Raw genomic sequence first — 21,415 nt, forward strand, 5'->3', positions numbered from 1 at the left:
CCGGCTCATTGCGCCGCGCCGCCCGGAACGCCGAAGAACTCCTCGAGGGTCGTCACGCCGCGCTCGTGCATCTCGGTGGCGAGCTCGACGCCGACGTAGCGGAAGTGCCACGACTCGTGCGGGTAGCCGGTGATCTCGACCTTGTCGGCGGGGTAGCGGAGGATGAAGCCGAACCGGTATCCGTTCGCCCGGATCCATTCGCCCTCGGCGCTGTCATCCATGCACTCGAAGCTGCAGCCGCCCTCGGTGCCGATGTCCATGGCGAGGCCGGTCTGGTGCTCGGAGTGCCCGGGCGGCGCGGTCGTCGGGTCGCTGCCGTCGCCGTAGAGCTCGACCTGCGTCTCGTAGCTGCGGTAGGCGCTGTTGGAGGCCAGGTAGAAGTCGGCCTCGTCGGCGGCGGCCTCGAACATCGCGACGGCCGCGTCGGAGGCCTCCTGCCGCAGTTCGGGCACCCAGGTGTGGGCGACCGGCACCTCGACGAGGTCGTCGGGCACGTAGTCCTCGGGGTTCAGCGCACGCACCTGGTTCACGACGACCCAGATGCTCGCCGGGTCGTCGAGCGAGTGCGCGGCCTTGTCGAAGGTGTCGACGGTCGCGGGCGCGGCGGGTGCGGTCGGCGCGGGCCGCGGCGTGGCGGTCTCGTCGGCGGAGGCGGATCCGGGGGTCGCACCCCCGCCGCCTCCGGTGCCGACCACGGCACCGACGACGATCACGGCGACCGCGACGAGCACCGCGATGAGCGAGAGCGCGATGGTCATGCGGCGTCGCTGGACCGCCTCGTCGATGGGCGGCAGGCCTGCGGGATCGGACACTCTCACGAGTCTACGCGGGGCCTCCGCGCCACCCCGGCCTGCACGCCGAGGGGCTTCCCAGCGGGGTGTGCCGCACCCGCGCCACCGCGTCGCGGGCCCTCCGTGAGAGCGCTCTCTTGACATCTCGCGAAATCACTCGTAGAGTCACCTCCCGACGGTGTGAGAGCGCTCTCACGTTGACGTGAGAGAGCGCTCTCACCCTTGCACCGAAACACATCCCCACGCACACAACCCACGCACACAAAGGAGTGACCGTGAAGCTCTCACGACGCACCCGTGGTGCCGTCGCCCTCGCCGGCGCGGCATCCATCGCCCTCCTTGCCACCGCATGCTCCACCGGTGGCGACCAGGGCTCCGACGGCGAGGACATCACCCTCACCATCACCACGTTCGGCACGTTCGGCTACGACGACCTCTACAAGGAGTACGAGGACGAGAACCCGGGCGTGAAGATCGAGGCGACCAACATCGACACGGGCGGCAACGCCCGGACCGACGCGTTCACGAAGATCGCCGCCGGCTCCGGACTCAGCGACATCGTCGCGATCGAAGAGGGCTGGCTCGGCGCCATCATGGAGGTCTCCGACCAGTTCGTCGACCTCACCGAGTACGGCATCGAAGACCGCAAGGGCGACTGGGTCGACTGGAAGTACGACCAGGCGACCGACGCCGACGGCCGCGTCATCGGATACGGCACCGACATCGGTCCGACGGGTCTCTGCTACAACGGCCCGGCCTTCGCCGCCGCCGGCCTTCCGACCGACCGCGAAGAGGTCGCGGCACTGCTCGAGGGCGACTGGGCGCACTACTTCGACGTCGGCCGCGAGTACCAGGCTGCGACCGGCAAGGCGTGGTTCGACCAGTCCGGCTTCGTCTGGAACTCGATCGTGAACCAGATGCCCGAGGGCTACTACACGAGCGACGGCGAACTCAACGTCGAAGACAACGCCGAGCTCAAGGCGAACTTCGACCTGCTCGCCGCCGCGGTCGGCGACAAGCTCTCGGCAGCTCAGGCCGAGTGGGACTGGAACAGCGGAAAGTCCTTCGTCGACGGCACCTTCGCCACGGCGGTCTGCCCCGGCTGGATGCTCGGCGTGATTCAGGGCAGCACCGAGGCCGGCGGCGGCGACGCCTCCACCGGCTGGGACTTCGCCGACGTGTTCCCCGGCGGCCAGGGCAACTGGGGCGGCGCGTGGCTCTCGGTCCCCGAGACGAGCCAGCACAAGGAGGAGGCCGCGAAGCTCGCCGACTGGCTGACCCAGCCCGAACAGCAGGTCAAGCAGTCCACGGCCGCCGGCAACTTCCCGAGCACCCTCGGTGCCCAGGAGGAGCTCGCGTCCGCCGCCGAGCCCAACGAGTTCTTCAACGGCGCACCCACCGGTGCGATCCTCGCCAAGCGCGCCGAAGGCATCGTCGCCCAGTTCAAGGGCGCCGACGACTCGGTGATCCAGGAGAACGTGTTCGGCCCCGTGCTCGATGCCCTCGACCGCGGTGAGGTCGACGCCACCACCGGGTGGGACCAGGCCATCGAGCTCCTCCACGAGCTCGTCGAGGACTGACCGACCGCTCGCGCATTCGGGGTCCCCGGGCTCGCGCCCGGGGACCCCGACCCGTCCTGATCTCCCCACCCCGAGAACGGCCAGCCATGACCACCACGCTCCGCACACCCCGCGCGGACGCGGCGCCGACCCCGCCGCCCGCAGGCCCGTCCCGACCGACGTTCCGGCAGCGACTGTCCAGGTTCGACCTGAAGGCGTCCCCGTACCTCTACGTCTCCCCCTTCTTCCTCCTCTTCGCCCTCGTCGGCCTCTTCCCGCTCGGGTACACCCTCGTCGTCTCGATGCACGAGTGGGACCTGCTGAAGGGTCAGGGCCCGTTCGTCGGGCTCGACAACTTCGTCGAGATCCTCGGCGACAGCATGTTCTGGAACTCGATCTTCAACACCGTCAGCATCTTCCTGCTGTCCGCGATCCCCCAGCTCATCGTCGCGATCGTCTGCGCGTACCTGCTCGACCAGGGGCTCCGGGCCCCGACCTTCTGGCGCATGGGCGTGCTGCTGCCCTTCGTCGTCACACCCGTCGCCGTCGCCCTCATCTTCTCGAGCATCTTCAACGAGGCCGACGGTCTCGCGAACAACCTGCTGAACCTCATCGGCATCCCCGATCAGGCGTGGAAGCACGACACGTTCCTCAGCCACATCGCGATCGCCACAATGGTGAACTTCCGGTGGACCGGTTACAACGCACTCATCCTGCTCGCGGCCATGCAGGCCGTGCCCCGCGACCTCTACGAATCCGCCGCGATCGACGGGGCCGGCAGCATCCGTCGCTTCTTCTCGATCACGATCCCCTCGATCCGGCCGACCCTCATCTTCGTGATCATCACGGCCACCATCGGCGGCCTGCAGATCTTCGCCGAGCCGAGACTGTTCGACGTCTCGAGCGCGGGCGGCATCGGCGGCAGCGACCGTCAGTTCCAGACGACCGTGCTCTTCATGTGGGAGCTCGCCTTCTTCCGCCGCGACTTCGGCGAAGCCGCCGCCGTCGCGTGGCTGCTGTTCCTGCTGATCGTGGGCTTCGGCCTCGTGAACTTCCTGATCTCGCGGCGCATCGCAACCGGAGAGGGTCGCCCGAACCGTCGCACCCGCCGCGCCCTCGCCCGAGGAGAGAACCGATGAGCACCGCCATTCCCGAGCCGCTGCCCGCCGTCCAGGTCGACACCGTGGGCCCCGACCAGCCGCGCCGCCCGCGCGACGAGCGTCCGGCCGACTCGGCGCCCCGTCGCCGCCGCTCCTCCGGCGTGGCCGGCCTCGGCAGCCGCCCCGGGTTCCTCACCTACGGACTGCTCACCGCGTTCCTCATCGGCAGCGCCTACCCGTTGTGGTGGTCGTTCGTCGTCGGGTCCGGCACGAACTCGACGCGCGGCGAGACCCTTCCGCTCATCCCGGGCGGCAACTTCCTCACCAATGCGCAGAAGGTGCTCGACGCGATCCCGTTCTGGCTCGCGCTCGGCAACTCGATCCTGATCTCGACGATCATCACGATCTCGGTCGTGACCTTCTCGACGCTCGCCGGGTACGCGTTCGCGAAGCTCCGGTTCCGCGGCCGCGACGGCCTCCTGGTCTTCGTCGTCGCGACGATGGCGATCCCGACCCAGCTCGGCATCATTCCGCTCTTCATGATCATGAAGGAGCTCGGCTGGACCGGCACGATCGGCGCGGTCATCGTGCCGACGCTCGTCACCGCATTCGGCGTCTTCTTCATGCGGCAGTACATGGTCGACGTCATTCCCGACGAGCTCATCGAGGCGGCGCGCATGGACGGCGCGAACCAGCTCCGCACCTTCTTCACCGTCGGCCTGCCGGCGGCACGACCGGCGATGGCGATCCTCGGGCTGTTCACGTTCATGACGGCCTGGACCGACTACCTCTGGCCGCTCATCGTGCTGAGCCCGTCGAACCCCACGCTGCAGACCGCGCTCAGCCAGCTGCAGTCGGGCTTCTACATCGACTACTCGATCGTGCTGACCGGTGCGGTGATGGCGACCATCCCGCTGCTGATCCTCTTCGTCATCGCCGGAAAGCAGCTGATCTCGGGAATCATGGCAGGAGCAGTGAAGGGATGACCGTCGAACTTCGAGAGGAACGTCAGATGACCGCCACGACGGATGCCACGCGCCGCCGCTTCCCCGACGGGTTCCTGTTCGGCGCGGCCACGGCCGCCTACCAGATCGAGGGGGCCGCGTTCGAGGACGGCCGCCGCGCCTCCATCTGGGACGCCTTCACCCGCGTCCCCGGTGCGGTGACCGGCGGCGACAACGGCGACGTCGCCTGCGACCACTACCACCGCATGCCGCAGGACGTCGCGCTGATGCGCGAGCTCGGGCTGCAGACCTACCGGTTCTCGACCTCGTGGGCACGGGTGCGCCCCGACGGCGGCCCGGTGAACCCCGCCGGCGTCGACTTCTACTCGCGCCTCGTCGACGAGCTGCTCGGCGCCGGCATCAAGCCGTGGCTGACGCTCTACCACTGGGACCTGCCCCAGGCCCTCGAGGAGCTCGGCGGCTGGACGGTCCGCGAGACGAGCGACCGCTTCACCGAGTACGCGCTCTCGCTGCACGACGCGCTCGGCGACCGGGTCACCACCTGGACGACGCTCAACGAGCCGTGGTGCGCGTCGTTCCTCTCGTACACGGGCGGCGAGCACGCGCCTGGGCACCAGAGCGTCGCCGAGGGCCTGCTCGCCTCGCACCACCTGCTGCTCGGGCACGGGCAGGTCGTGCGCGAACTGCGGGCGCGCGACGCGTCGCTCGACCTCGGCCTCACGCTGAACCACACCGTCGCCGACCCCGCCGACCCGCAGAACCCCGCCGACGTGGATGCGGTGCGCCGCCTCGACGGGCAGTTCAACCGCTGGTTCCTCGACCCGGTCTTCCGTGGCTCGTACCCGGCCGACATCATCGAGGACGTCCGGGCCGTCGACGCCGCGGCCGTCGCGCGCTTCGAGGCCGCCGTCCAGGAGGGCGACCTCGAGGTGATCGCCGCCCCGATCGACACCCTCGGCGTGAACTACTACCACGGCGACCTCGTCTCGGCGGAGCCGCCCGCGACCCCGCCGGTGTCGGGAGCGCCCGCGAACGCGCGCCCGACGCGCAGCCCCTACCCCGCGCCCGACGGCCTCCACTCGGTCGAGCGGGGCCTGCCCCGCACGGCGCAGAACTGGGAGGTGCAGCCCGAGGGGCTCACCCGCCTGCTGCGGCGCATCTGGGACGACTACGCCGCCGCCGCGGGCACGGTGCTCGCCGTCACCGAGAACGGCGCCGCCTACGACGACGCCGTGACGGTCCTCGACGCAGCGGGCGGCGGCGGTGTCCGCATCGACGACGCCGACCGGGCCGAGTTCCTGCGCGCGCACCTCGCGGCGACGCTCGACGCCGCCGACGCCGGGGTCGACGTGCGCGGGTTCTTCTACTGGTCGCTGCTCGACAACTTCGAGTGGGCCTGGGGCTACGACAAGCGCTTCGGCATCGTGCACGTCGACTACGACACGCAGGTGCGCACGGTGAAGCACAGCGGGCACGAGTACTCGCGGATCATCCGCGACCGCGCGCTGTGACCGCAGACCTAGACTGACGACATGGCGAAGGATGCCGCGGGGTCGCCCCCGACCCTCGAGATGGTGGCCCGCGTGGCCGGGGTGTCGCGCGCGACGGTGAGCCGCGTGGTCAACGGCTCGCCGAAGGTCAGCCCCGACATCGTCGAAGCCGTGAACGCCGCCGTCGCCGAACTGCACTACGTGCCGAACCGGGCGGCGCGATCGCTCGCCCGGCGCTCGTCGAACGCGATCGCGCTCGTCGTGCCCGAAGACGTGACCTGGTTCTTCAGCGACCCGTACTTCGCGACGATCGTGAAGGGCATCACGAGCCGCGTCGACGACAGCGAGTTCGTGCTGAACCTGCTCGTCGCCTCGACCGACCCGCACCACAAGACCCTGCGCTACCTGAACTCGGGCGTGGTCGACGGGGCGATCGTCATCTCGCACCACGTCGGCGACGCGATCCTCGCCGACACCCGGCCCGCGGTGCCGCTCGTCTTCGGCGGCCGGCCCGCGCTCGACGCCGGCCAGGACGACTACTTCGTCGACGTCGACAACCGTGCCGCCGCCGCGGCGGGCACCGAGTACCTCATCGGCCGCGGGCACCGCCGCATCGGCTCGATCACCGGTCCCGTCGACATGCCGGCAGGCATCGACCGGCTCGACGGGTACCTCGACGCCGTTCGCGGCGCCGGGCTCTCCGACGAGCTGTTCGAGACCGCCGACTTCACGGCCGCCGGGGCGACGCTCGCCGCTCGCCGACTGCTCGACCGCGTCGGCGACGACGGCCTCGACGCGTTGTTCGTCGCGAGCGACCTCATGGCGACGGGCGTCGTCGCCGAACTGCGTGAGCGCGGCCTGCGCGTGCCCGACGACGTCGCCGTGGTCGGCTTCGACGACAGCCCCGCGGCGATCACCGGACCGGTGCCGCTCACGACCGTCGCACAGCCCTCCGAGGCGGCGGGCGCCGCGATGGCCGACGTGCTGCTGCGGCTGCTCGCCGGCGAGGCCGAGGTGCCGCACGCGACGATCCTGCCGACCGAGCTCGTGGTGCGCGAGTCGGCGTAGCTCAGCCCGCTGCCGCGGTGGGCCCGGTTTCGAAGGCGACCCCCGCGACCTCCGCGAAGCGCGCCTGCATCACCGCGATCGCGTCGGGGTGCTCATCGACGAGCACGAAGCGGCGGCCGAGCGTCGCCGCCACGGCGCCGGTCGTGCCCGAGCCGGCGAAGAAGTCGAGCACCCAGTCGCCCTCGCGGGTCGAGGCCTGCACGATGCGCCGCAGGATGCCCTCGGGCTTCTGCGTCGGGTACCCGGTCTTCTCCTTGCCGGTCGGCGAGACGATCGTGTGCCACCAGACATCGGTCGGCAGCTTGCCGAGCTCGGCCTTCTCGGGGGTCACGAGCCCCGGCGCCATGTACGGCTCGCGGTCGACCGCGGTCGAGTCGAACCAGTAGGCGTCGGGGTTCTTCACGTAGACGAGGATCGTGTCGTGCTTCGTCGGCCAGCGCCGCTTCGACTTGGCGCCGTAGTCGTACGCCCAGATGAGCTCGTTCAGGAAGCACTCGCGCCCGAACAGCGCGTCGAGCAGCACCTTCGCGTAGTGCGCCTCCCGGTAGTCGAGGTGCAGGTAGAGGGTGCCGTCGTCGGCCAGGAGGCGCCAGGCCTCGACGAGCCGCGGCTCGAGGAACCCCCAGTAGTCGTCGAAACGGTCGTCGTAGCGCAGCAGGTCGCCGCGGATGCGCTCGTACTGGCGCCCCGCGAACCCGGTGATCGTGTTGACGGTGTTCGCCGAGGCCTGCTCGGGCGACGGGTCGCCGCCGGCGCGCTGCCGCACATGGCGGGTGGCCTGCCGCGCCTGCGCCCGACCGGTGTTGAACGGCGGATCGAGGTAGATGAGTGTGAAGCCCCCCTCGGGCAGGGTGGGCAGCACGGCGAGGTTGTCCGCATGGATGATGCGGTTCGGTTCGTCGGCTGCCACGCCCCCAGTCTGCCAGTCGCCCCGCTCGGCTCAGTGGCCGCCGTGCGCGTGCGCCTCCGAGAACTCGCGGCCCGCGACCGGATCGGCGGCGGACGCCGCACCGACCGCGTCGGCCACCGCACCGCGCGAGTGCACGACGCACCCGCCGACGAGCGTCACCTCGGCGTGCTCGCCCAGCAGGCCCGCCGGATCGTGCTCGTGCGCGAAGAGGTCGCCCGACCAGACGACGAGGTCGGCGTCCATGCCGGGCACGAGTCGGCCGCGTGATCCCTCGAGATGCCAGGCCCGTGCGCCGTGCACCGTGTACGCCTCGAGCGAGCGGTCGAGGCCGACCCGCTCCCCCGCCGTCCACGCGTCGCCGCCGTCGAGGGCCGCGCGGGTCGCGGCCGAGAAGAGGCCGACGAGCGGGTCCATCTCGCCGACCTGCCAGTCGCTCGAGAAGGCGACGGTGGCGCCCGATTCGAGCAGGCTCCTGAACCGCCAGGCCCGGTTCCACCGCTCCTCGCCGACGTTGTCCATCCAGGTGCCGGCGACGAGGTCGGGCGAGCAGTGCCGCGGCTGCATCGCCGCCGTGACGCCGAGCTCGGCGAACCGTCCGAGGTCGTCGGGGTGCAGGCATTCGACGTGTACGACGCCGTGGCGGCGGTCGACCGTGCCGTTCACCCGCTGCGCGTGCTCGATCGCGTCGAGCGCGAGCCGGATACCGCCGTCGCCGGTCGCGTGCGTGTGGGTCTGCAGGCCGAGCCGGTCGAGCTCGGTGACGACGTCGACGAGCTCGCGCCCGCCGTTGCCGGCGTAGCTCGGGCGCCCCCGCCGTCCTGGGCGGTTCGCGTAGTCGTCGAGCATGAGCGCGGTGTGCGGCTCGATGACGTCATCGGCGTAGAGCTTGATCGGTCCGAGGCGCAGGAGGCCCGAGGCATCCGCGTGCTCGGCCGCGTTCGTGATCGTGTCGCGCAGGGTACTGCGGAACTCGCCGTCGGCACCGACCGGGTGGAACAGCGCCGCGATCACCCGCGAGCTCAGCACGCCCTCCGCGAGGGCTCGCTCGAAGAGCGGCAGCTCGGCGAGGGGCACCTGCGGCTCGACGACCGTCGTGATGCCGAGGGCGGTCGCCATGCGCATGCTCGACTGCAGCTTGCGGTAGCGGCGTTCGGGCGAGTACATCGGGATGTCGCGCTGCAGCCCCGCGAGCCCCGCCACCGTCATCGCGCTCGTGTAGAAGTCGGTGACCCATCCGGTCGCCGCGCCGTCGGCGTCGCGCTCGGCGCGGCCCCAGGCGATCTCGCCGCCGTCGTCGATTCCGAGCACCTCGAGGGCGCGCCGGTCGAGCCAGACCGAGTGCTGGTCGTAGGTCGTCACGAAGATCGGCCGGCCCAGCGGGTCGAGCCCCGCGAGATCGCGCGCGTTCGGGCGGCGGTTCTCGACGATCGCATAGACGGCGTTCTCGGCGCAGATCCAGGGCAGCTCGGGACGCGCCGCGGCGAACTCGGCGATCCGGCGACGCACCTCGTCGAGGGTGTGCGCCCCCTCGAGCGAGACCGCGTCCTCGTCGAAGCCGAGCAGCAGGTGGTTGTGGCTGTCGATGATGCCCGGGGTCACGAGCCGCCCGTTCGCCTCGATCGTGCGGCGGGCGGCGGGCGCCTCATCGGCTGGGCCGACGAAGGCGATGCGATCGCCCGAGACGCCGATCGCCTCGGCCCACGGCTGCGCCGGGTCGAAGGTGCGCACTCGGGCGCCGGTGATGAGGAGGTCGAGGGTCATGGTGCTGGGCTTTCTGTGGTGTGCGGTGGTTCGGTGCGCGGTTGGGCCTCAGGGGTGTCGACGCGTCCGCAGCGATCGTGTGGATTCGTGGATTCGTGGACGCCTGAGCGAAGTGGGATGCACCGCGGCCCGGGGGTTCACCCCACGGACGGTGTGGTCATGTGGTCGTGTGGTCTCGACCGGTGTGGTCATGTGGTCGTGTGGTCTCGACCGGTGTGGTCATGTGGTCATGTGGTCTCGCTCCCCGCGGGGATGCCCCCGGGGCGACGAGATCGCGCAGCCGGAACGACCGGCCGACCGCCGCGATCCCGTCGCGTTCCGTGGCGAGGTCAGACGAGATCGTCGTCCTCGTCGGCGTCGAGGAGGTGGGCTGCGCCGGGGTTCCGGCGCAGGTACAGGGCGTAGTAGGCGAAGCCGGCGGCGATGATGCCGGCGGCGATGCCGAGGCTCAGCCACTGGCCCGGGTCGAGGATGCCGATGACGAAGATCGTCGCGATCGCGGCGAGGGCGACGATCGGCGCGAGCGGCCAGAACGGCATGCGGAAGTACGCAGAGGTCGAGGCGCCGGCCGCGGTCTCGCGGTTCGTCTGACGGCGCACGACGATCGCGGCGAGGGCGATGAAGCCGTAGCTGAAGGCGAGCGTCGAGCCGGTCGCGTTGAGCAGCACGTCGAAGGGCACGAAGCAGGCGGCGAGGGCGAGCACGCCCATGACGACGGTCGCGGCGACGGGCATCTTCGTCGACGGGGAGACGGTGGCGAGGGGGCGCGCGAGCCCGGCCGGCATGGCCCGGTCACGGGCCGCGGCGAACAGCAGGCGGCCGGACTGCAGGGCGATGGCGATGATGGCGTTGACGATCGCGAGGGCGATCGCGACGAGCACGACGATCGTGACGGCGTCGCCGGCACTCTCGGCGAGGAAGGTCTCGACCGGGAGCGCCGCACCGAAGAGACCCTCGAGCGAGTCGGCGCCGAGCAGGATCGCGGTGAGCGGGATGAGCTCGGCGAGCACGGTGATGAGTGCGCTCCAGAGCACGGCGCGCGCGATCGTGCGGCGGGCGTTGCGGGTCTCCTCGGCGAAGTAGATCGCCCCGCCGTAGCCGTTGTACGAGAAGATGCCCTGCGTGACCGCGAGCACGAGGCCGGCGATGCCGAGTGGCGCGAGCCCACCGGTCGCGGGTTCGAGCACCTGCGGGTCGAACAGCGCCGTCACGGGCCGCTCGACGTGGATGAGGCCGAGCACCGCGAGCAGCACGAGCGCCGCCATCTCGACGAAGAGGAACGCGCCGGTCACCCACGCGTTCGTGCGGATGTTGAAGCACGCCGTCACGGTCGCGAGCACGATCACGATGAGCGCCGTCCACAGCGGGTCCAGTCCCGCGATCGCGACGCCGAGGTAGTCCGCGACGCCGAGCGCGAAGATCGCGACGATGAGCGGCAGGGTGACGAGGTTGATGAAGAAGACCGCGGCGCCCGCGGCCGGGCCGAGCACGCGGTTCACGAGCGAGTAGTCGCCGCCGGCAATGGGATGCCGCGACCCGAGCTCGGCGTAGCAGAGGGCGACGAGCAGGCTGATGACCCCGGCCAGGGCGAAGCCCCAGAAGACGCCGGTGCCGTAGGTCGCGAGCGCGGCGCCGCCGAGGATGAAGACGCTCGAGGCGGGCGAGATGCCCGAGAGCGTGATGAGCACGTTGCCGCCGACGCCGAGCGAGCGCGAGAGCTGCCCGCCGTGCGTCGTCGTCGCGGCGGTGTCGAGGGAGGGAGGGGTGGACATGTCGGTCTCTCTTCGTCGGGGGATCCGAGTGGTGCGTCGTTGGGGACGAATAATTTGACTCAAGTGTCAAAGAATGCACCGAGCATGACAGGGCGATCGGTTAGTGTCAAGGGCATGGCCCGACCCCGCGACCAACGCGCCCGCCGCGAATCGCTCATCGAGGCGACGTATGCCGCCGGGCGCATGCACGGCCTCCGATCGCTGTCGCTGACCGATGTCGCCGCGCAGGCCGGCCTCACCCGAGGCGCGATCCTCTACTACTACGAAGACCTCGACGCGCTGCTCGCCGAGGCGCACGCGGCCGGCGTCGAACGCTTCTGCGACCAGCGCGACGCCACGATCGCGACGCTCGACGACCCGCGGGAGCAGCTCGCGGCGGCGATCGACGGCGGCCTCCCGAGCGGCCCCGACGACGCCCTCATGAGCCTGCTCTACGAGTTCGACGTGCTCAGCGGCAACTCGACCCTCCACGACGAGCTCGTGCAGAATCTCTACCTGCGCCAGCTCGAGACCTACCGGCGCATCCTCGCGGCGGGGCGGGCCGCCGGGCACTTCACCCCGAGGCTCGACGACGAACAGCTCGCGATGACGTTCGTCGCCCTCGAAGACGCCTACGGCCTGCACATCGTCGGCGGCAACGCGCTCATGACCGTCGCGACGGCGGCAGCGACCATGCGCGCCGTGGCCGCCGAGCTCGGCTGCCCGACGTCGACGACGGCGACGGCCGAGTAACCGTCAGACGTCGAGGCGGATCGAGCCCTTGAACCGCTCGGCGCGCGCCGCAGGCGCCCCCGAGGCATCCTGCTCGTCGGCGAAGGCGATGCCCTTGTCGCCGTCGGGCGTCGGGGCGGGCGTCGGCAGGCGCTTCTGCCGCTCCATCTCGACCTGGGCCTCGTACTTGCGCGGCGCGAAGACCTCGTCACCGATCATCATGACGGCGCTGCCGCTCGGGCGACCCTTCTTCGTCTTGTCGGAGAGGTCGATCCAGCCGCGCTTCACCGCGACGCCGAGCACGACGACGGCGACGAGCGCGCACAGGAGCCAGATCCACCAATCCACCCGGCGAGTCTAGCGGTGCGACCCTGAGACTTCCTCGCCAGGGTGCGCGGGGCCGATCACGGCACCCGGTAGAGCCACTCGCGAGTCGCGAACTTCGTCTCGACGAGCTCTTCGGCCTCGGCGAGCTCATCGGCCGAGACAGTGCCGACCGTCGCCCCGGTCAATGAGGCGAAGGTCTGCTTGAGGCTCTCGATGATCGCCGCACGGCTGAGTCCCGTCTGCGACCGCAGCGGGTCGACCCGCTTCGCGGCGCTCGCGATGCCCTTGTCGCTGATCTTCTCGCGGCCGATGCGCAGCACCTCGAGCATCTTCTCGTTGTCGAGGTCGTACGCCATCGTGACGTGGTGCAGCACCCCGCCCGAGCCGAGCCGCTTCTGCGCGGCGCCGCCGATCTTGCCCGCCGGGCTCGCGATGTCGTTGAGCGGCTGATACGTCGCCTCGATGCCGACGTTGCGCAGACCCTGCAGCACCCAGTCGTCGAGGAAGGCGTACGAGTCGGCGAAGCTCATGCCCTGCACGAGCTCGGCCGGCACGTAGAGCGAGTAGGTGACGACGTTGCCGCGCTCCATCATCATCGCGCCGCCGCCCGAGATGCGGCGGACGACCTCGAAGCCGTACTTCTCGGCACCCTCGGGGTCGACCTCGTTCTTCACCGACTGGAAGGAGCCGATCACGACGGCCGACTCGTCCCACTCCCAGAAGCGCAGGGTGGGCTTGCGCCGCCCCTCCCCCACGCGCGAGGCGAGCACCTCGTCGAGCGCGAGGTGCGTGCGCGGCGGCACGGCCTCGTCGTGCACGATCTCCCACTCGTAGTCGGCCCAGCTCGTCGCCTCGGTGAGCGCGCGTCGCACCGCGACCGCGACCGCGTCGGCGGAGAAGCCGAGCATCACGGCGTCGCTGCGGAGGCCCGCGGTGATCGCGGCCGCGATCTGCTTCGCATCGGATGCCGCGGGCAGCCCCTCGAGCGCGGCGTTGATGTCGTCGAGGGCCTCGTCGGGCTCCAGGAAGAAGTCGCCCGCGACGCGGACGTTTCGCAGCATCCCGCCCTCGACGTCGAAGTCGACGATCACGAGCTTGCCGCCGGGCACCTTGTATTCACCGTGCATGCGGTACAGCCTACGGATCACCGCCGGCACCGGGAGCGAGTCGGAGGAGGATCGGCGATCGGCACCGGTCGTTCACGGCGTGTCCGCCGATTCATCCTGCGACTCGTTCCCGTTCGTCGACCTCCTGCGTACGCTGGCGGCATGACGACGTTCTTCCTGGCCAGGCACGGCGAGACCGTCTGGCACGCCGAGCACCGCTACGCGGGCAACTCCGACGTGCCGCTCACCCGGCACGGCCTCGGCCAAGCCGCGGCACTCGGCGCCTGGGCGGTCGGCGCGCAACTCGACGCGATCGTCGCCTCGCCGCTCAGCCGCGCCCAGCGCTCGGCGGCACCCGCGGCCGAGACGACCGGCCTGCCCGTGCGCAACGAGGCCCGGCTCGTCGAGATCGACTTCGGCGACGCCGAGGGGCTGACGCCCGACGAACTCGTCGAGCAGTACCCCGAGGAGTGGGCGGCGTTCTGCGAGGCGCCGGCGTCGAATCCGTTCCCCGGCGGCGAGACCGGCCGCGCCGGCATCGAGCGGGCGCTTCCGGTGTTCGACGAGCTCGTTGAGGAGTTCCCCGACGGCCGGGTGCTCATCGTCGCGCACGCGACGCTCATCCGGCTCCTGTTCTGCGAGCTCGCCGGCATGGACCCCGACGGCTACCGCGACCTGCTTCCGGTGCTCGGCAACTGCAACGTGACCACGATCGTCTACCCGTGGGCGACCGAGTCGCGGGCGGCGCATCACCCGCGCATCCGCCTGCTCGGCTACGACGTGCCGCCGTGGCACGCGGGCGTGTAGCCCCGGGCGGCGCGAACACGACGAGGCGCCACCGGGAACCCCGGTGACGCCTCGCACGGGTGCGACGGACCTCAGTCCTCCCAGGGCACGTCGGGCGCACGGTAGTACCCGATGCCCATCTCGTCCCAGCGGTCGGCGTGCGCGACGATGCGACGCTCGAAGTCGTCGAACGAGCGGACCTCGGGCGCGGACCAGCCGACCTCGGCGATCGCGGGCATGCGCGGGAAGCTCGTGAAGTCGGCGTACTGCGCGACCGGGATGAACTGGTCGAGCGAGGTCGGCAGCGAGTTCGAGCCGCGGTACGCGCGGTCGGCCCAGAGCGCCGCCTCGACGCCCTCGATCTGGTCCTCGGTCGCGAGCGAGACGCTGCCGTCGGGGCTCGAGGTCACCGAGATCGGGTCCCAGTCGTACGCGCGCTCGAGGTCGACGTAGCCTGCCCAGCGCAGGCCGTACGGCACGCTCGCGTCGTACTTCATGTCGAGGTACGCGCGGTCGGCGGGCGACGCCACGACGGTCGCGCCCTGGGCGAGCGCGGTGCGCAGTTCACGCACGCCGGCTCGTTCGTTCGGTGTGCCGATCGACGCCTGATCGCCCGCATCGGCCCACCACTGCATGATCGACCCGGCGGGCAGCGGCGATGCGCCGATCTGGTGCCAGCCCATGACGCGCTTGCCCTGCTCGGCGAGTACCTCGGCGGACGTCTCGACGTACCAGTCCATCTGCTCCTGGGTCGTCGACGGCACCTCGTCGCCGCCGATGTGCACGATGTCGGAGGAGCTCTGCTGCGCGGCCTCGGTCAGCACGTCCTGCAGGTAGGCGCGCACCTCGTCGCGACGCTCGGGCGTGAGGCAGATGGTCGGCAGGCCGACGTCGAAGCCCGAGTACGGCGCGACGGCCTTGCCGTCGCAGTTGATCTCGGGGATCGAGGCCTTGGCGGCCATCGCGTGACTCGGCCCGTCGATCTCGGGCACGACCTCGATGAAGTGCTCGGCGGCGTACGACACGATCTCCTGGTAGTCGGCCTTCGTGTAGAACCACGGCCCGCCGGTCCCGGGCTTCCAACCGCTCTGGGTCGAGGCGCCGATGCGCGTCAGCTCGGGTCGCGCATCGACCGTGAGCCGCCAGCCCTGGTCGTCGGTCAGGTGGAGGTGGAGGGCGTTGTACTTGTAGAGCGCCATCTGGTCGATGAACCGCTTGACGTCGTCGACGGGGTAGAACCGTCGACCGACATCGAGCATCGCGCCGCGGTAGTCGTAGCGCGGCGCGTCGTCGATGCTGACGGCGGGAACCGACCAGTCGACCCCGGGCGACCCGACGGACTCGATCTCGTCGGGCAGGAGCTGCCGCAACGTGGTGGCGCCGCGGAACAGCCCCTCGGCGCTGTGCGCCTCGATCGTCACGCGCGTGCCCTCGGATACGAGCCGGTATCCCTCGTCGCCGAGGGCGGCGTCACCGCGGGTCGAGAGCACGATGGTGGCGCCCTGGGATGCCCCGGCCGCGCGCTGCCCGACCGGGATCGCGTAGCCCGTGGCATCCCGGAGCAACTCGGCGAGACCCTCGCCGACCTCGGCGGCGCCGTCGTCGCGGGGATGGATCTTGATGACGCTGCCCGAGCCGAGGTCGACCGGCGTGCCGGCGCCGGCGACGAGTTCGGCCGACGCGGGGATGAGCGCGATCTCGGCGCGGTCGTCGCCGGTGTCGGCTGCATTGGCTGGGAGCGGTGCGGCGATGAGCGCGAGCGCGCCCACTGCGACGGTTGCGGCGAGCGCGGTGGCGCGGGGTCGTCTGGACATCGGTGTCCTCCTCGAGCATCGGCGGTCAGGTGGTCCGGGTTTCCTCGAAGCTAACGAGATCTGATCGAGTGTGTCAATAGCGAGCCCGAATCGATCACTTACGCGCAGATCGAGTGATCATTCACTCACGATCGCCCGCGGATCACCCCGTTCTCCGGGGCCCGCCGTAGACTGCGCGAATGGACGAGGACGACCGGAGACCCGCCCCGAACGGCACCGTCGACCCGCCGTATCAGGCGGTCGCGCCGAACCTCGACCGGCTCTCGCGCGACTCGCTGAAGCCGGGCAGCGTGAGCCGCCGCCGCATCGGCCGCGCGGCGACCGGCCTCGCGCTCGTGCTCGCCGCCGTCGCGGCGATCATCGTGTGGACGCTCGTCGCCTGAGCCCGCCGGCGCCCGCGCCCGCGCCCCGCGACCCGCTCAGTCGACCGCGAACCGCTCGTCGAGCCAGCGCACGAGATCGGCCCGCACCTCCTCGCGGTTCGTCTCGTTGAAGATCTCATGGCGGGCGCCCTCGTAGACGACGACCTCGACATCGGTGAGCCCCGAGTGCCGCACGTAGCGCTCGGCGAGGAGGCGCACGCTGCGTTCGCCGCCGAGCGGGTCGTCGGAGCCGATCATGATGAGCAGCGGGAGCTCGGGCGGGAGGCCCTTCACCGGGCGGCCGAGCAGGCGGGCGGCGTCGACGATGCCGAACAGCTTCCGCACCGAGTCAGCCGTCGTGTACGGGTCGGCCATGAAGGCCGGGGCGACCGCGGGATCGCGGCTCAGCCACTCGACCGGCGTCGGTCCGAGCTTGCGGAACCGTGCGTTGAGGTCGCCGCCGTTCATGTGCAGCAGCGTGCGGTACGCCGTCCCGGTGAGCACGAACGCGTCGTAGTTCTCGGCCGAGCGGTTCATGATGATCTGCCCGACGAGCGAACCCCACGAGTGGCCCAGGTAGACGAGGGGCACGTCCGACCCCTCTTCGGCGCGGATCACCCCGGTGAACCGCTCGACGGCGTCGACCGTGGCCCGCAGCCCGCCGGGCCCCAGCCGGCCCATCCGGGTGAGATCCCCGCCGTGCTGCTCGAAGCCCGTCTTGCCGTGCCCGCGGTGATCGTCGGCCCAGACGGAGTAGCCGGCGGCGTTGAGGGCCTCGACGAGTTCGCCGTACCGCCCGATGTGCTCGCCGACGCCGTGCGCGAGCTGGATCACCGCATGCGGCTCCGCAACGCGCCACGACTCGTAGTGGACTCGGACCCCGTGCGCGTCGGTGAAGGTCGGCATGTGGTCATTGTGGCAGGCCGTTCGTCCTGAACCGCGACGCCCCCTTGACGGGGGTGATTCCGGAGTGATCTTATTTGAACGTTTAGCGCGTCAAAACGTCATAAACCATCACTTCCGAGAATGCGAGCAATGATGCAGCAACCTGGAACACGCGTCGCGGGTCGACCGCGGCGCACCACCGCCCTCGGCCTCGCGGCACTCGTCGCGATTACCGGAATCAGCGCCGTCGCCTTCACGGTCGGCGCCACGCCCGAGCCGGCCGCGGCCGCCTCGTCCGAACCCACGCCCATCACCCCGAAGAAGGTGAACCCCGAGGTCCCCGTCGACGACACCGGCGAGACCCTCGGCGCCGTGACCGACGTCACGAAGGACGGTGCGAGCGTCACCCTCGAGGCCGAGCACGGCGCCATCCGCGCCACCTTCCTCGACGAGCGCACCCTCCGCCTCGAGGCGACCCCGACCGGTGAGTTCACCGACCCGGCGAACACCCCGCAGAACGACCCGGCGCGCACGGCGAACATCGTCATCGGCACCGAGGACTTCGACGGGGCATCCGTGGAGGTCACCGAGGGCGACACCATCACCGTCTCGACCGAGCAGGTCTCGCTCGCGATCGACCGCGCGACCGGCGCCGCGACGCTGACGCGCGCCGACGGCTCGCTCGTGTGGGCGGAGTCCGAGCCGCTGACCTTCGGCGGCGCCTCGACCACGCAGCACCTGGCCGCGGTCGACGGCGAGCAGTTCCTCGGCGGCGGCATGCAGAACGGGCGGTCGATCCACACCGGCGCGACCATCAACGTCGCCCGCAGCTACGACTGGGACGACGAAGGCTACCCGAACGCGGTGCCGTACTACATGTCGTCCAACGGCTACGGCGTGCTCCGCAACACCTTCGCCGCCGGCAGCTACGACTTCGCCGGACACACGACGACCCACGCCGAGCAGCGCTTCGACGCCTACTACTTCGTCGGCGACTACACGGATGCGCTCGACGGCTACACGAAGCTCACCGGCCGGCCGATGATGCCGCCCGTCTACGCCCTCGAGTACGGCGACGCCGACTGCTACAACCGGTCGAGCCCGACCTACTCGGGATCGAAGGACCCGGCGAAGCTGAAGACCCCGCAGGCGCTCGAGATCGCGAAGGACTTCGTCGAGCACGACATGCCCGCGGGCTGGATGCTCGTGAACGACGGCTACGGCTGCGAGTACCAGGAGCTGCCCGAGACGGTCGACGCAATCGCCGAGGAGACCGGCCTCGAGACCGGCCTCTGGACCCAGCGCTCGCTGACCCAGCAGGAGTACGAGGTCGGCGAGGCCGGCATTCGCCTGCGCAAGCTCGACGTCGCGTGGGTCGGCGCCGGCTACCGCCTCGCGCTCACCGGCTGCGAGGCCGCACACAGCGGCATCGAGCAGTACTCCGACGCCCGCGGAACCTCGCTCATGGTCGAGGGCTGGGCGGGCTCGCAGCGCTGCGGCATGCAGTGGACGGGCGATCACTCGGGCAACCTCGACGCAGTGCGCTGGCAGGTCTCGGCGCTCACCGGCGCCGGCAACTCGGGCATGCCCTTCACCACGGGCGACGTCGACGGCATCTTCGGCGGCTCCGCCGAGAGCTACGTGCGGGACCTGCAGTGGAAGGCCTTCGCCCCCGCGCTCTACTCGATGAGCGGCTGGGCCTCGGTCGACAAGCGGCCGTGGCTCTACGGCGACCAGGCGACCGAGATCAACCGCTCGTACCTGCAGCTGCGCCAGCAGCTCATGCCGTACATCTACTCGCTGGCAGCCGAGTCGCACGCGAGCGGCCTGCCGATGATGCGTTCGCTCGCGCTCGACTACCCGAAGGACCCCGGCGCCTACAGCGTCGAGGCGAACAACGAGTTCCTGCTCGGCGGCGACTACCTCGTCGCCCCGGTGTTCACGAAGACGACCGTGCGCAACGGCATCTACCTACCGGCGGGCGAGCAGTGGGTCGACTACTGGACGGGCAGGCTCTACGAGGGCGGCCAGGTGCTCAACGGCCACCCCGCGCCGCTCGACAAGCTGCCGATCTTCGTGCGCGCCGGCGCCGTCGTGCCGCAGGGCGTCGTCGCCCGCAACGCCTCGCTCGTGCCCGAGGACTCGCCGATCACCCTGTCGGTCTACCCGCAGGACGAGAGCGAGTTCGCGCTCTACGAGGACGACCAGGTGACCCGCGCCTACGCCGACGGCGAGTCGAGCGTGCAGCGATTCACGGTCGACGCGCCGAAGGCCGGCAAGAAGGGCACCGTGCGCATCGAGATCGGCGAGCGCGACGGCGACTACGACGGCAAGGCCGAGTCGCGGCCCTACCGCGTCGAGGCGCACACCGGTTCGGAGCCCAAGAACGTGAAGCTCGGCAACCGCGCGCTCCCGCGCGTCGACGACGTCGCGGAGCTCGACGAGGCGCCCGGCTGGGCCTTCCTCCCCGAGCAGGCGGGCGGAGTCGTCGTGATCTCGACGGGTGCGATCGACTCGAACCAGTCGGTGCGGCTGACCCTGACCGACACGAGCGGCGTGGGCGGGCAGGATGCCGACGTCACCGCGGCATCGGTCGCCGTCGACCTCGTCGACCGCGTCTTCCAGGGCGACGAGACCACCGTCACCGCGACCTTCACCAACACGGGCACGAAGGCGAAGGACGACGTCGTGCTGACGCCCGTCGCACCCGAGGGCTGGAGCCTCGTCTCCTCGAGCGGCGAGCACGCAGGCACCGTGAAGAAGGGCGGCACGGCGAACGCCGAGTTCGTCTTCGAGGTCACGGATGCCGCGGCCGCCGACCTGCAGACGGTCGCCGTCGAGGCGTCGTACACCTCGAAGGGCCAGCCGAACACGGTGGCGGGGGCGAACCAGCTCTACGTCGCCTACGGCTCCCTCGCGGGCGCCTACAACGCCGACGCGATCAGCGAGATCGCGACGGCGAAGGCGGCGAACTTCGACGGCGGAGGTGCGAGCTTCTCGGCCGAGGCGCTCGCCCGCGCGGGCGTCACGCCGGGCTCGACGGTCACCGTCGGCACGGGCGACGCGGCGATCGGGTACACGTGGCCCGCACCCTCGGGGGCGGCCGACTCGGTCTCGCCGGCGGGGCAGACGATTGCGCTCACGGGCAAGGGCACGCACCTCGCGATCCTCGCGTCGGCGGCGACGGGCGGCGGGGTCAACCCCGAGCTCGAGCTGCACTACGCCGACGGCAGCGTCGCGAAGCAGAGCGTGTACTTCCCGAACTGGCTGCTGCAGGCCTCCGGCCTGCAGGGGTCGTCGGTCGCGATCACCTCGCTCGGGCGCAACAGCGCGACGAACCCGAACGTGTACGAGTACCCGACGGGCAAGTACCAGGTGTACTCGAACGTGCTGCGGCTGAACCCCTCGAAGGAGCTCGCCTACGTCGTGCTGCCGACCGAGTCGCGGATGAAGATCTTCGACTGGAAGGTCGTCGACCAGCCGCTGCCGACGCCGCCGTCGGGCACGGTCTTCGCCTCCGAGCTGCCGTGGCTGAGCGCCTCGAACGGCTGGGGCGTCATCGGCAAGAACGTGGCGAACAAGGACGCCGCGAACTCGCCCGACGTGCCGCTCGCGATCAACTACACCGACCCGGCCACGGGGCAGAACCCGACGTACGCGAAGGGACTCGGGGTGCACGCGCTCTCGAAGATCACGTACTACGTGGGCGGGGCGTGCAGCGCCTTCACCGCGGAGGTCGGGCTCGAGGCGAAGTTCGCCGGCAACGTGATCTTCAAGGTCGACGCCGACGGCGACAACCGCTACCAGTCGCGCACCTTCACCCCCGGGTTCGCGCCCGAGAAGGTGAGCGTCGATCTCGAAGGCGTGCAGTACGTCGACCTGATCGTCGAGGCGCCCGGCAGCATCAACGGCGCCCACGGCGTGTGGGGCGACGCGAAGTTCACCTGCGACTGAGGTCGCGATGACCCGGATGCCCCGGCAAGTGCGACTCGCCGGGGCATCCGCGTG

At 70.7% G+C, this 21,415-nt stretch carries 17 protein-coding genes; 9 read left to right on the top strand and 8 right to left on the bottom strand.

What is annotated here, in order from left to right:
* Positions 1 to 5: 5 nt before the first annotated feature.
* On the bottom strand, positions 6 to 812 hold the full coding sequence (locus tag ACFVTR_RS17105; protein ID WP_387039261.1) for a M15 family metallopeptidase: 807 nt from the start codon (positions 810 to 812) through the stop codon (positions 6 to 8).
* Between the two features lie 254 nt (positions 813 to 1,066).
* Here ACFVTR_RS17105 and ACFVTR_RS17110 point away from each other — a divergent pair, with 254 nt between their 5' ends.
* From ACFVTR_RS17110 to ACFVTR_RS17130, 5 genes are all read left to right on the top strand, one after another.
* Positions 1,067 to 2,371, top strand: coding sequence for an ABC transporter substrate-binding protein (locus ACFVTR_RS17110; RefSeq protein ID WP_387039263.1), 1,305 nt, complete (start codon positions 1,067 to 1,069; stop codon positions 2,369 to 2,371).
* An 86-nt stretch (positions 2,372 to 2,457) separates the two neighbouring features.
* Positions 2,458 to 3,489, top strand: a complete 1,032-nt coding sequence (locus tag ACFVTR_RS17115) for a carbohydrate ABC transporter permease (RefSeq protein WP_387039264.1) — start codon at positions 2,458 to 2,460, stop codon at positions 3,487 to 3,489.
* Entirely contained in the window at positions 3,486 to 4,436 is a 951-nt protein-coding gene (locus ACFVTR_RS17120) for a carbohydrate ABC transporter permease (protein WP_387039265.1), read from the top strand. Before ACFVTR_RS17115 ends, ACFVTR_RS17120 begins: the two co-directional genes overlap by 4 nt.
* 26 nt (positions 4,437 to 4,462) lie before the next feature.
* Positions 4,463 to 5,926, top strand: a complete 1,464-nt coding sequence (locus ACFVTR_RS17125; RefSeq protein WP_387039266.1) for a GH1 family beta-glucosidase — start codon at positions 4,463 to 4,465, stop codon at positions 5,924 to 5,926.
* Positions 5,927 to 5,947: 21 nt separating this feature from the next.
* Positions 5,948 to 6,973: a LacI family DNA-binding transcriptional regulator gene (locus ACFVTR_RS17130; RefSeq protein WP_387039268.1), complete on the top strand. Its 1,026-nt coding sequence runs from the start codon at positions 5,948 to 5,950 to the stop codon at positions 6,971 to 6,973.
* A gap of 1 nt (position 6,974) precedes the next feature.
* On the opposite strand, the gene ACFVTR_RS17135 is transcribed toward ACFVTR_RS17130, so the two are convergent.
* The 3 genes from ACFVTR_RS17135 to ACFVTR_RS17145 form a co-directional block, all read right to left on the bottom strand.
* The gene (locus ACFVTR_RS17135; RefSeq protein ID WP_387039270.1) at positions 6,975 to 7,883 is read right to left on the bottom strand and encodes a DNA-methyltransferase; all 909 of its coding nucleotides are present in this window, start codon (positions 7,881 to 7,883) and stop codon (positions 6,975 to 6,977) included.
* Between the two features lie 30 nt (positions 7,884 to 7,913).
* The gene (locus ACFVTR_RS17140) at positions 7,914 to 9,644 is read right to left on the bottom strand and encodes an amidohydrolase (RefSeq protein WP_387039272.1); all 1,731 of its coding nucleotides are present in this window, start codon (positions 9,642 to 9,644) and stop codon (positions 7,914 to 7,916) included.
* A 329-nt stretch (positions 9,645 to 9,973) separates the two neighbouring features.
* Complete coding sequence (locus ACFVTR_RS17145; protein WP_387039273.1) at positions 9,974 to 11,416, bottom strand: APC family permease; 1,443 nt, start codon at positions 11,414 to 11,416, stop codon at positions 9,974 to 9,976.
* A 114-nt stretch (positions 11,417 to 11,530) separates the two neighbouring features.
* On the opposite strand from ACFVTR_RS17145, the gene ACFVTR_RS17150 reads away from it, so the two are divergent.
* On the top strand, positions 11,531 to 12,148 hold the full coding sequence (locus ACFVTR_RS17150) for a TetR/AcrR family transcriptional regulator (protein WP_387039275.1): 618 nt from the start codon (positions 11,531 to 11,533) through the stop codon (positions 12,146 to 12,148).
* 3 nt (positions 12,149 to 12,151) lie between these two features.
* On the opposite strand, the gene ACFVTR_RS17155 is transcribed toward ACFVTR_RS17150, so the two are convergent.
* Entirely contained in the window at positions 12,152 to 12,475 is a 324-nt protein-coding gene (locus tag ACFVTR_RS17155) for a hypothetical protein (RefSeq protein WP_387039277.1), read from the bottom strand.
* A 56-nt stretch (positions 12,476 to 12,531) separates the two neighbouring features.
* A complete protein-coding gene (locus tag ACFVTR_RS17160; RefSeq protein WP_387039278.1) occupies positions 12,532 to 13,581 on the bottom strand; it encodes a lipoate--protein ligase family protein in 1,050 nt (349 codons plus the stop codon).
* A 141-nt stretch (positions 13,582 to 13,722) separates the two neighbouring features.
* Between ACFVTR_RS17160 and ACFVTR_RS17165 the strand changes: the two genes are divergently transcribed.
* A complete protein-coding gene (locus ACFVTR_RS17165) occupies positions 13,723 to 14,367 on the top strand; it encodes a histidine phosphatase family protein (protein WP_387039280.1) in 645 nt (214 codons plus the stop codon).
* Between the two features lie 71 nt (positions 14,368 to 14,438).
* Here the strand turns inward: ACFVTR_RS17165 and ACFVTR_RS17170 are convergent, their stop codons facing one another.
* A complete protein-coding gene (locus tag ACFVTR_RS17170) occupies positions 14,439 to 16,160 on the bottom strand; it encodes a beta-N-acetylhexosaminidase (protein ID WP_387039282.1) in 1,722 nt (573 codons plus the stop codon).
* 179 nt (positions 16,161 to 16,339) lie between these two features.
* On the opposite strand from ACFVTR_RS17170, the gene ACFVTR_RS17175 reads away from it, so the two are divergent.
* Entirely contained in the window at positions 16,340 to 16,543 is a 204-nt protein-coding gene (locus ACFVTR_RS17175; protein WP_387039284.1) for a hypothetical protein, read from the top strand.
* 36 nt (positions 16,544 to 16,579) lie between these two features.
* On the opposite strand, the gene ACFVTR_RS17180 is transcribed toward ACFVTR_RS17175, so the two are convergent.
* A complete protein-coding gene (locus ACFVTR_RS17180) occupies positions 16,580 to 17,428 on the bottom strand; it encodes an alpha/beta hydrolase (protein WP_387039285.1) in 849 nt (282 codons plus the stop codon).
* A 129-nt stretch (positions 17,429 to 17,557) separates the two neighbouring features.
* On the opposite strand from ACFVTR_RS17180, the gene ACFVTR_RS17185 reads away from it, so the two are divergent.
* On the top strand, positions 17,558 to 21,361 hold the full coding sequence (locus tag ACFVTR_RS17185) for an NPCBM/NEW2 domain-containing protein (protein ID WP_387039286.1): 3,804 nt from the start codon (positions 17,558 to 17,560) through the stop codon (positions 21,359 to 21,361).
* The last annotated feature ends 54 nt before the right edge of the window (positions 21,362 to 21,415 follow it).

It is taken from the genome of Agromyces sp. NPDC058126, from assembly GCF_042884595.1.
Lineage (GTDB): Bacteria > Actinomycetota > Actinomycetes > Actinomycetales > Microbacteriaceae > Agromyces.

Coding starts and splice junctions, on each gene's coding strand:
- ACFVTR_RS17140 (WP_387039272.1), bottom strand. CDS start 9,644: ATGACCCTCGACCTCCTCATCACCGGCGCCCGAGTGCGCACCTTCGAC.
- ACFVTR_RS17130 (WP_387039268.1), top strand. CDS start 5,948: ATGGCGAAGGATGCCGCGGGGTCGCCCCCGACCCTCGAGATGGTGGCC.
- ACFVTR_RS17170 (WP_387039282.1), bottom strand. CDS start 16,160: ATGTCCAGACGACCCCGCGCCACCGCGCTCGCCGCAACCGTCGCAGTG.
- ACFVTR_RS17150 (WP_387039275.1), top strand. CDS start 11,531: ATGGCCCGACCCCGCGACCAACGCGCCCGCCGCGAATCGCTCATCGAG.
- ACFVTR_RS17165 (WP_387039280.1), top strand. CDS start 13,723: ATGACGACGTTCTTCCTGGCCAGGCACGGCGAGACCGTCTGGCACGCC.
- ACFVTR_RS17115 (WP_387039264.1), top strand. CDS start 2,458: ATGACCACCACGCTCCGCACACCCCGCGCGGACGCGGCGCCGACCCCG.
- ACFVTR_RS17125 (WP_387039266.1), top strand. CDS start 4,463: ATGACCGCCACGACGGATGCCACGCGCCGCCGCTTCCCCGACGGGTTC.
- ACFVTR_RS17120 (WP_387039265.1), top strand. CDS start 3,486: ATGAGCACCGCCATTCCCGAGCCGCTGCCCGCCGTCCAGGTCGACACC.
- ACFVTR_RS17145 (WP_387039273.1), bottom strand. CDS start 11,416: ATGTCCACCCCTCCCTCCCTCGACACCGCCGCGACGACGACGCACGGC.
- ACFVTR_RS17185 (WP_387039286.1), top strand. CDS start 17,558: ATGATGCAGCAACCTGGAACACGCGTCGCGGGTCGACCGCGGCGCACC.
- ACFVTR_RS17175 (WP_387039284.1), top strand. CDS start 16,340: ATGGACGAGGACGACCGGAGACCCGCCCCGAACGGCACCGTCGACCCG.
- ACFVTR_RS17180 (WP_387039285.1), bottom strand. CDS start 17,428: ATGCCGACCTTCACCGACGCGCACGGGGTCCGAGTCCACTACGAGTCG.
- ACFVTR_RS17160 (WP_387039278.1), bottom strand. CDS start 13,581: ATGCACGGTGAATACAAGGTGCCCGGCGGCAAGCTCGTGATCGTCGAC.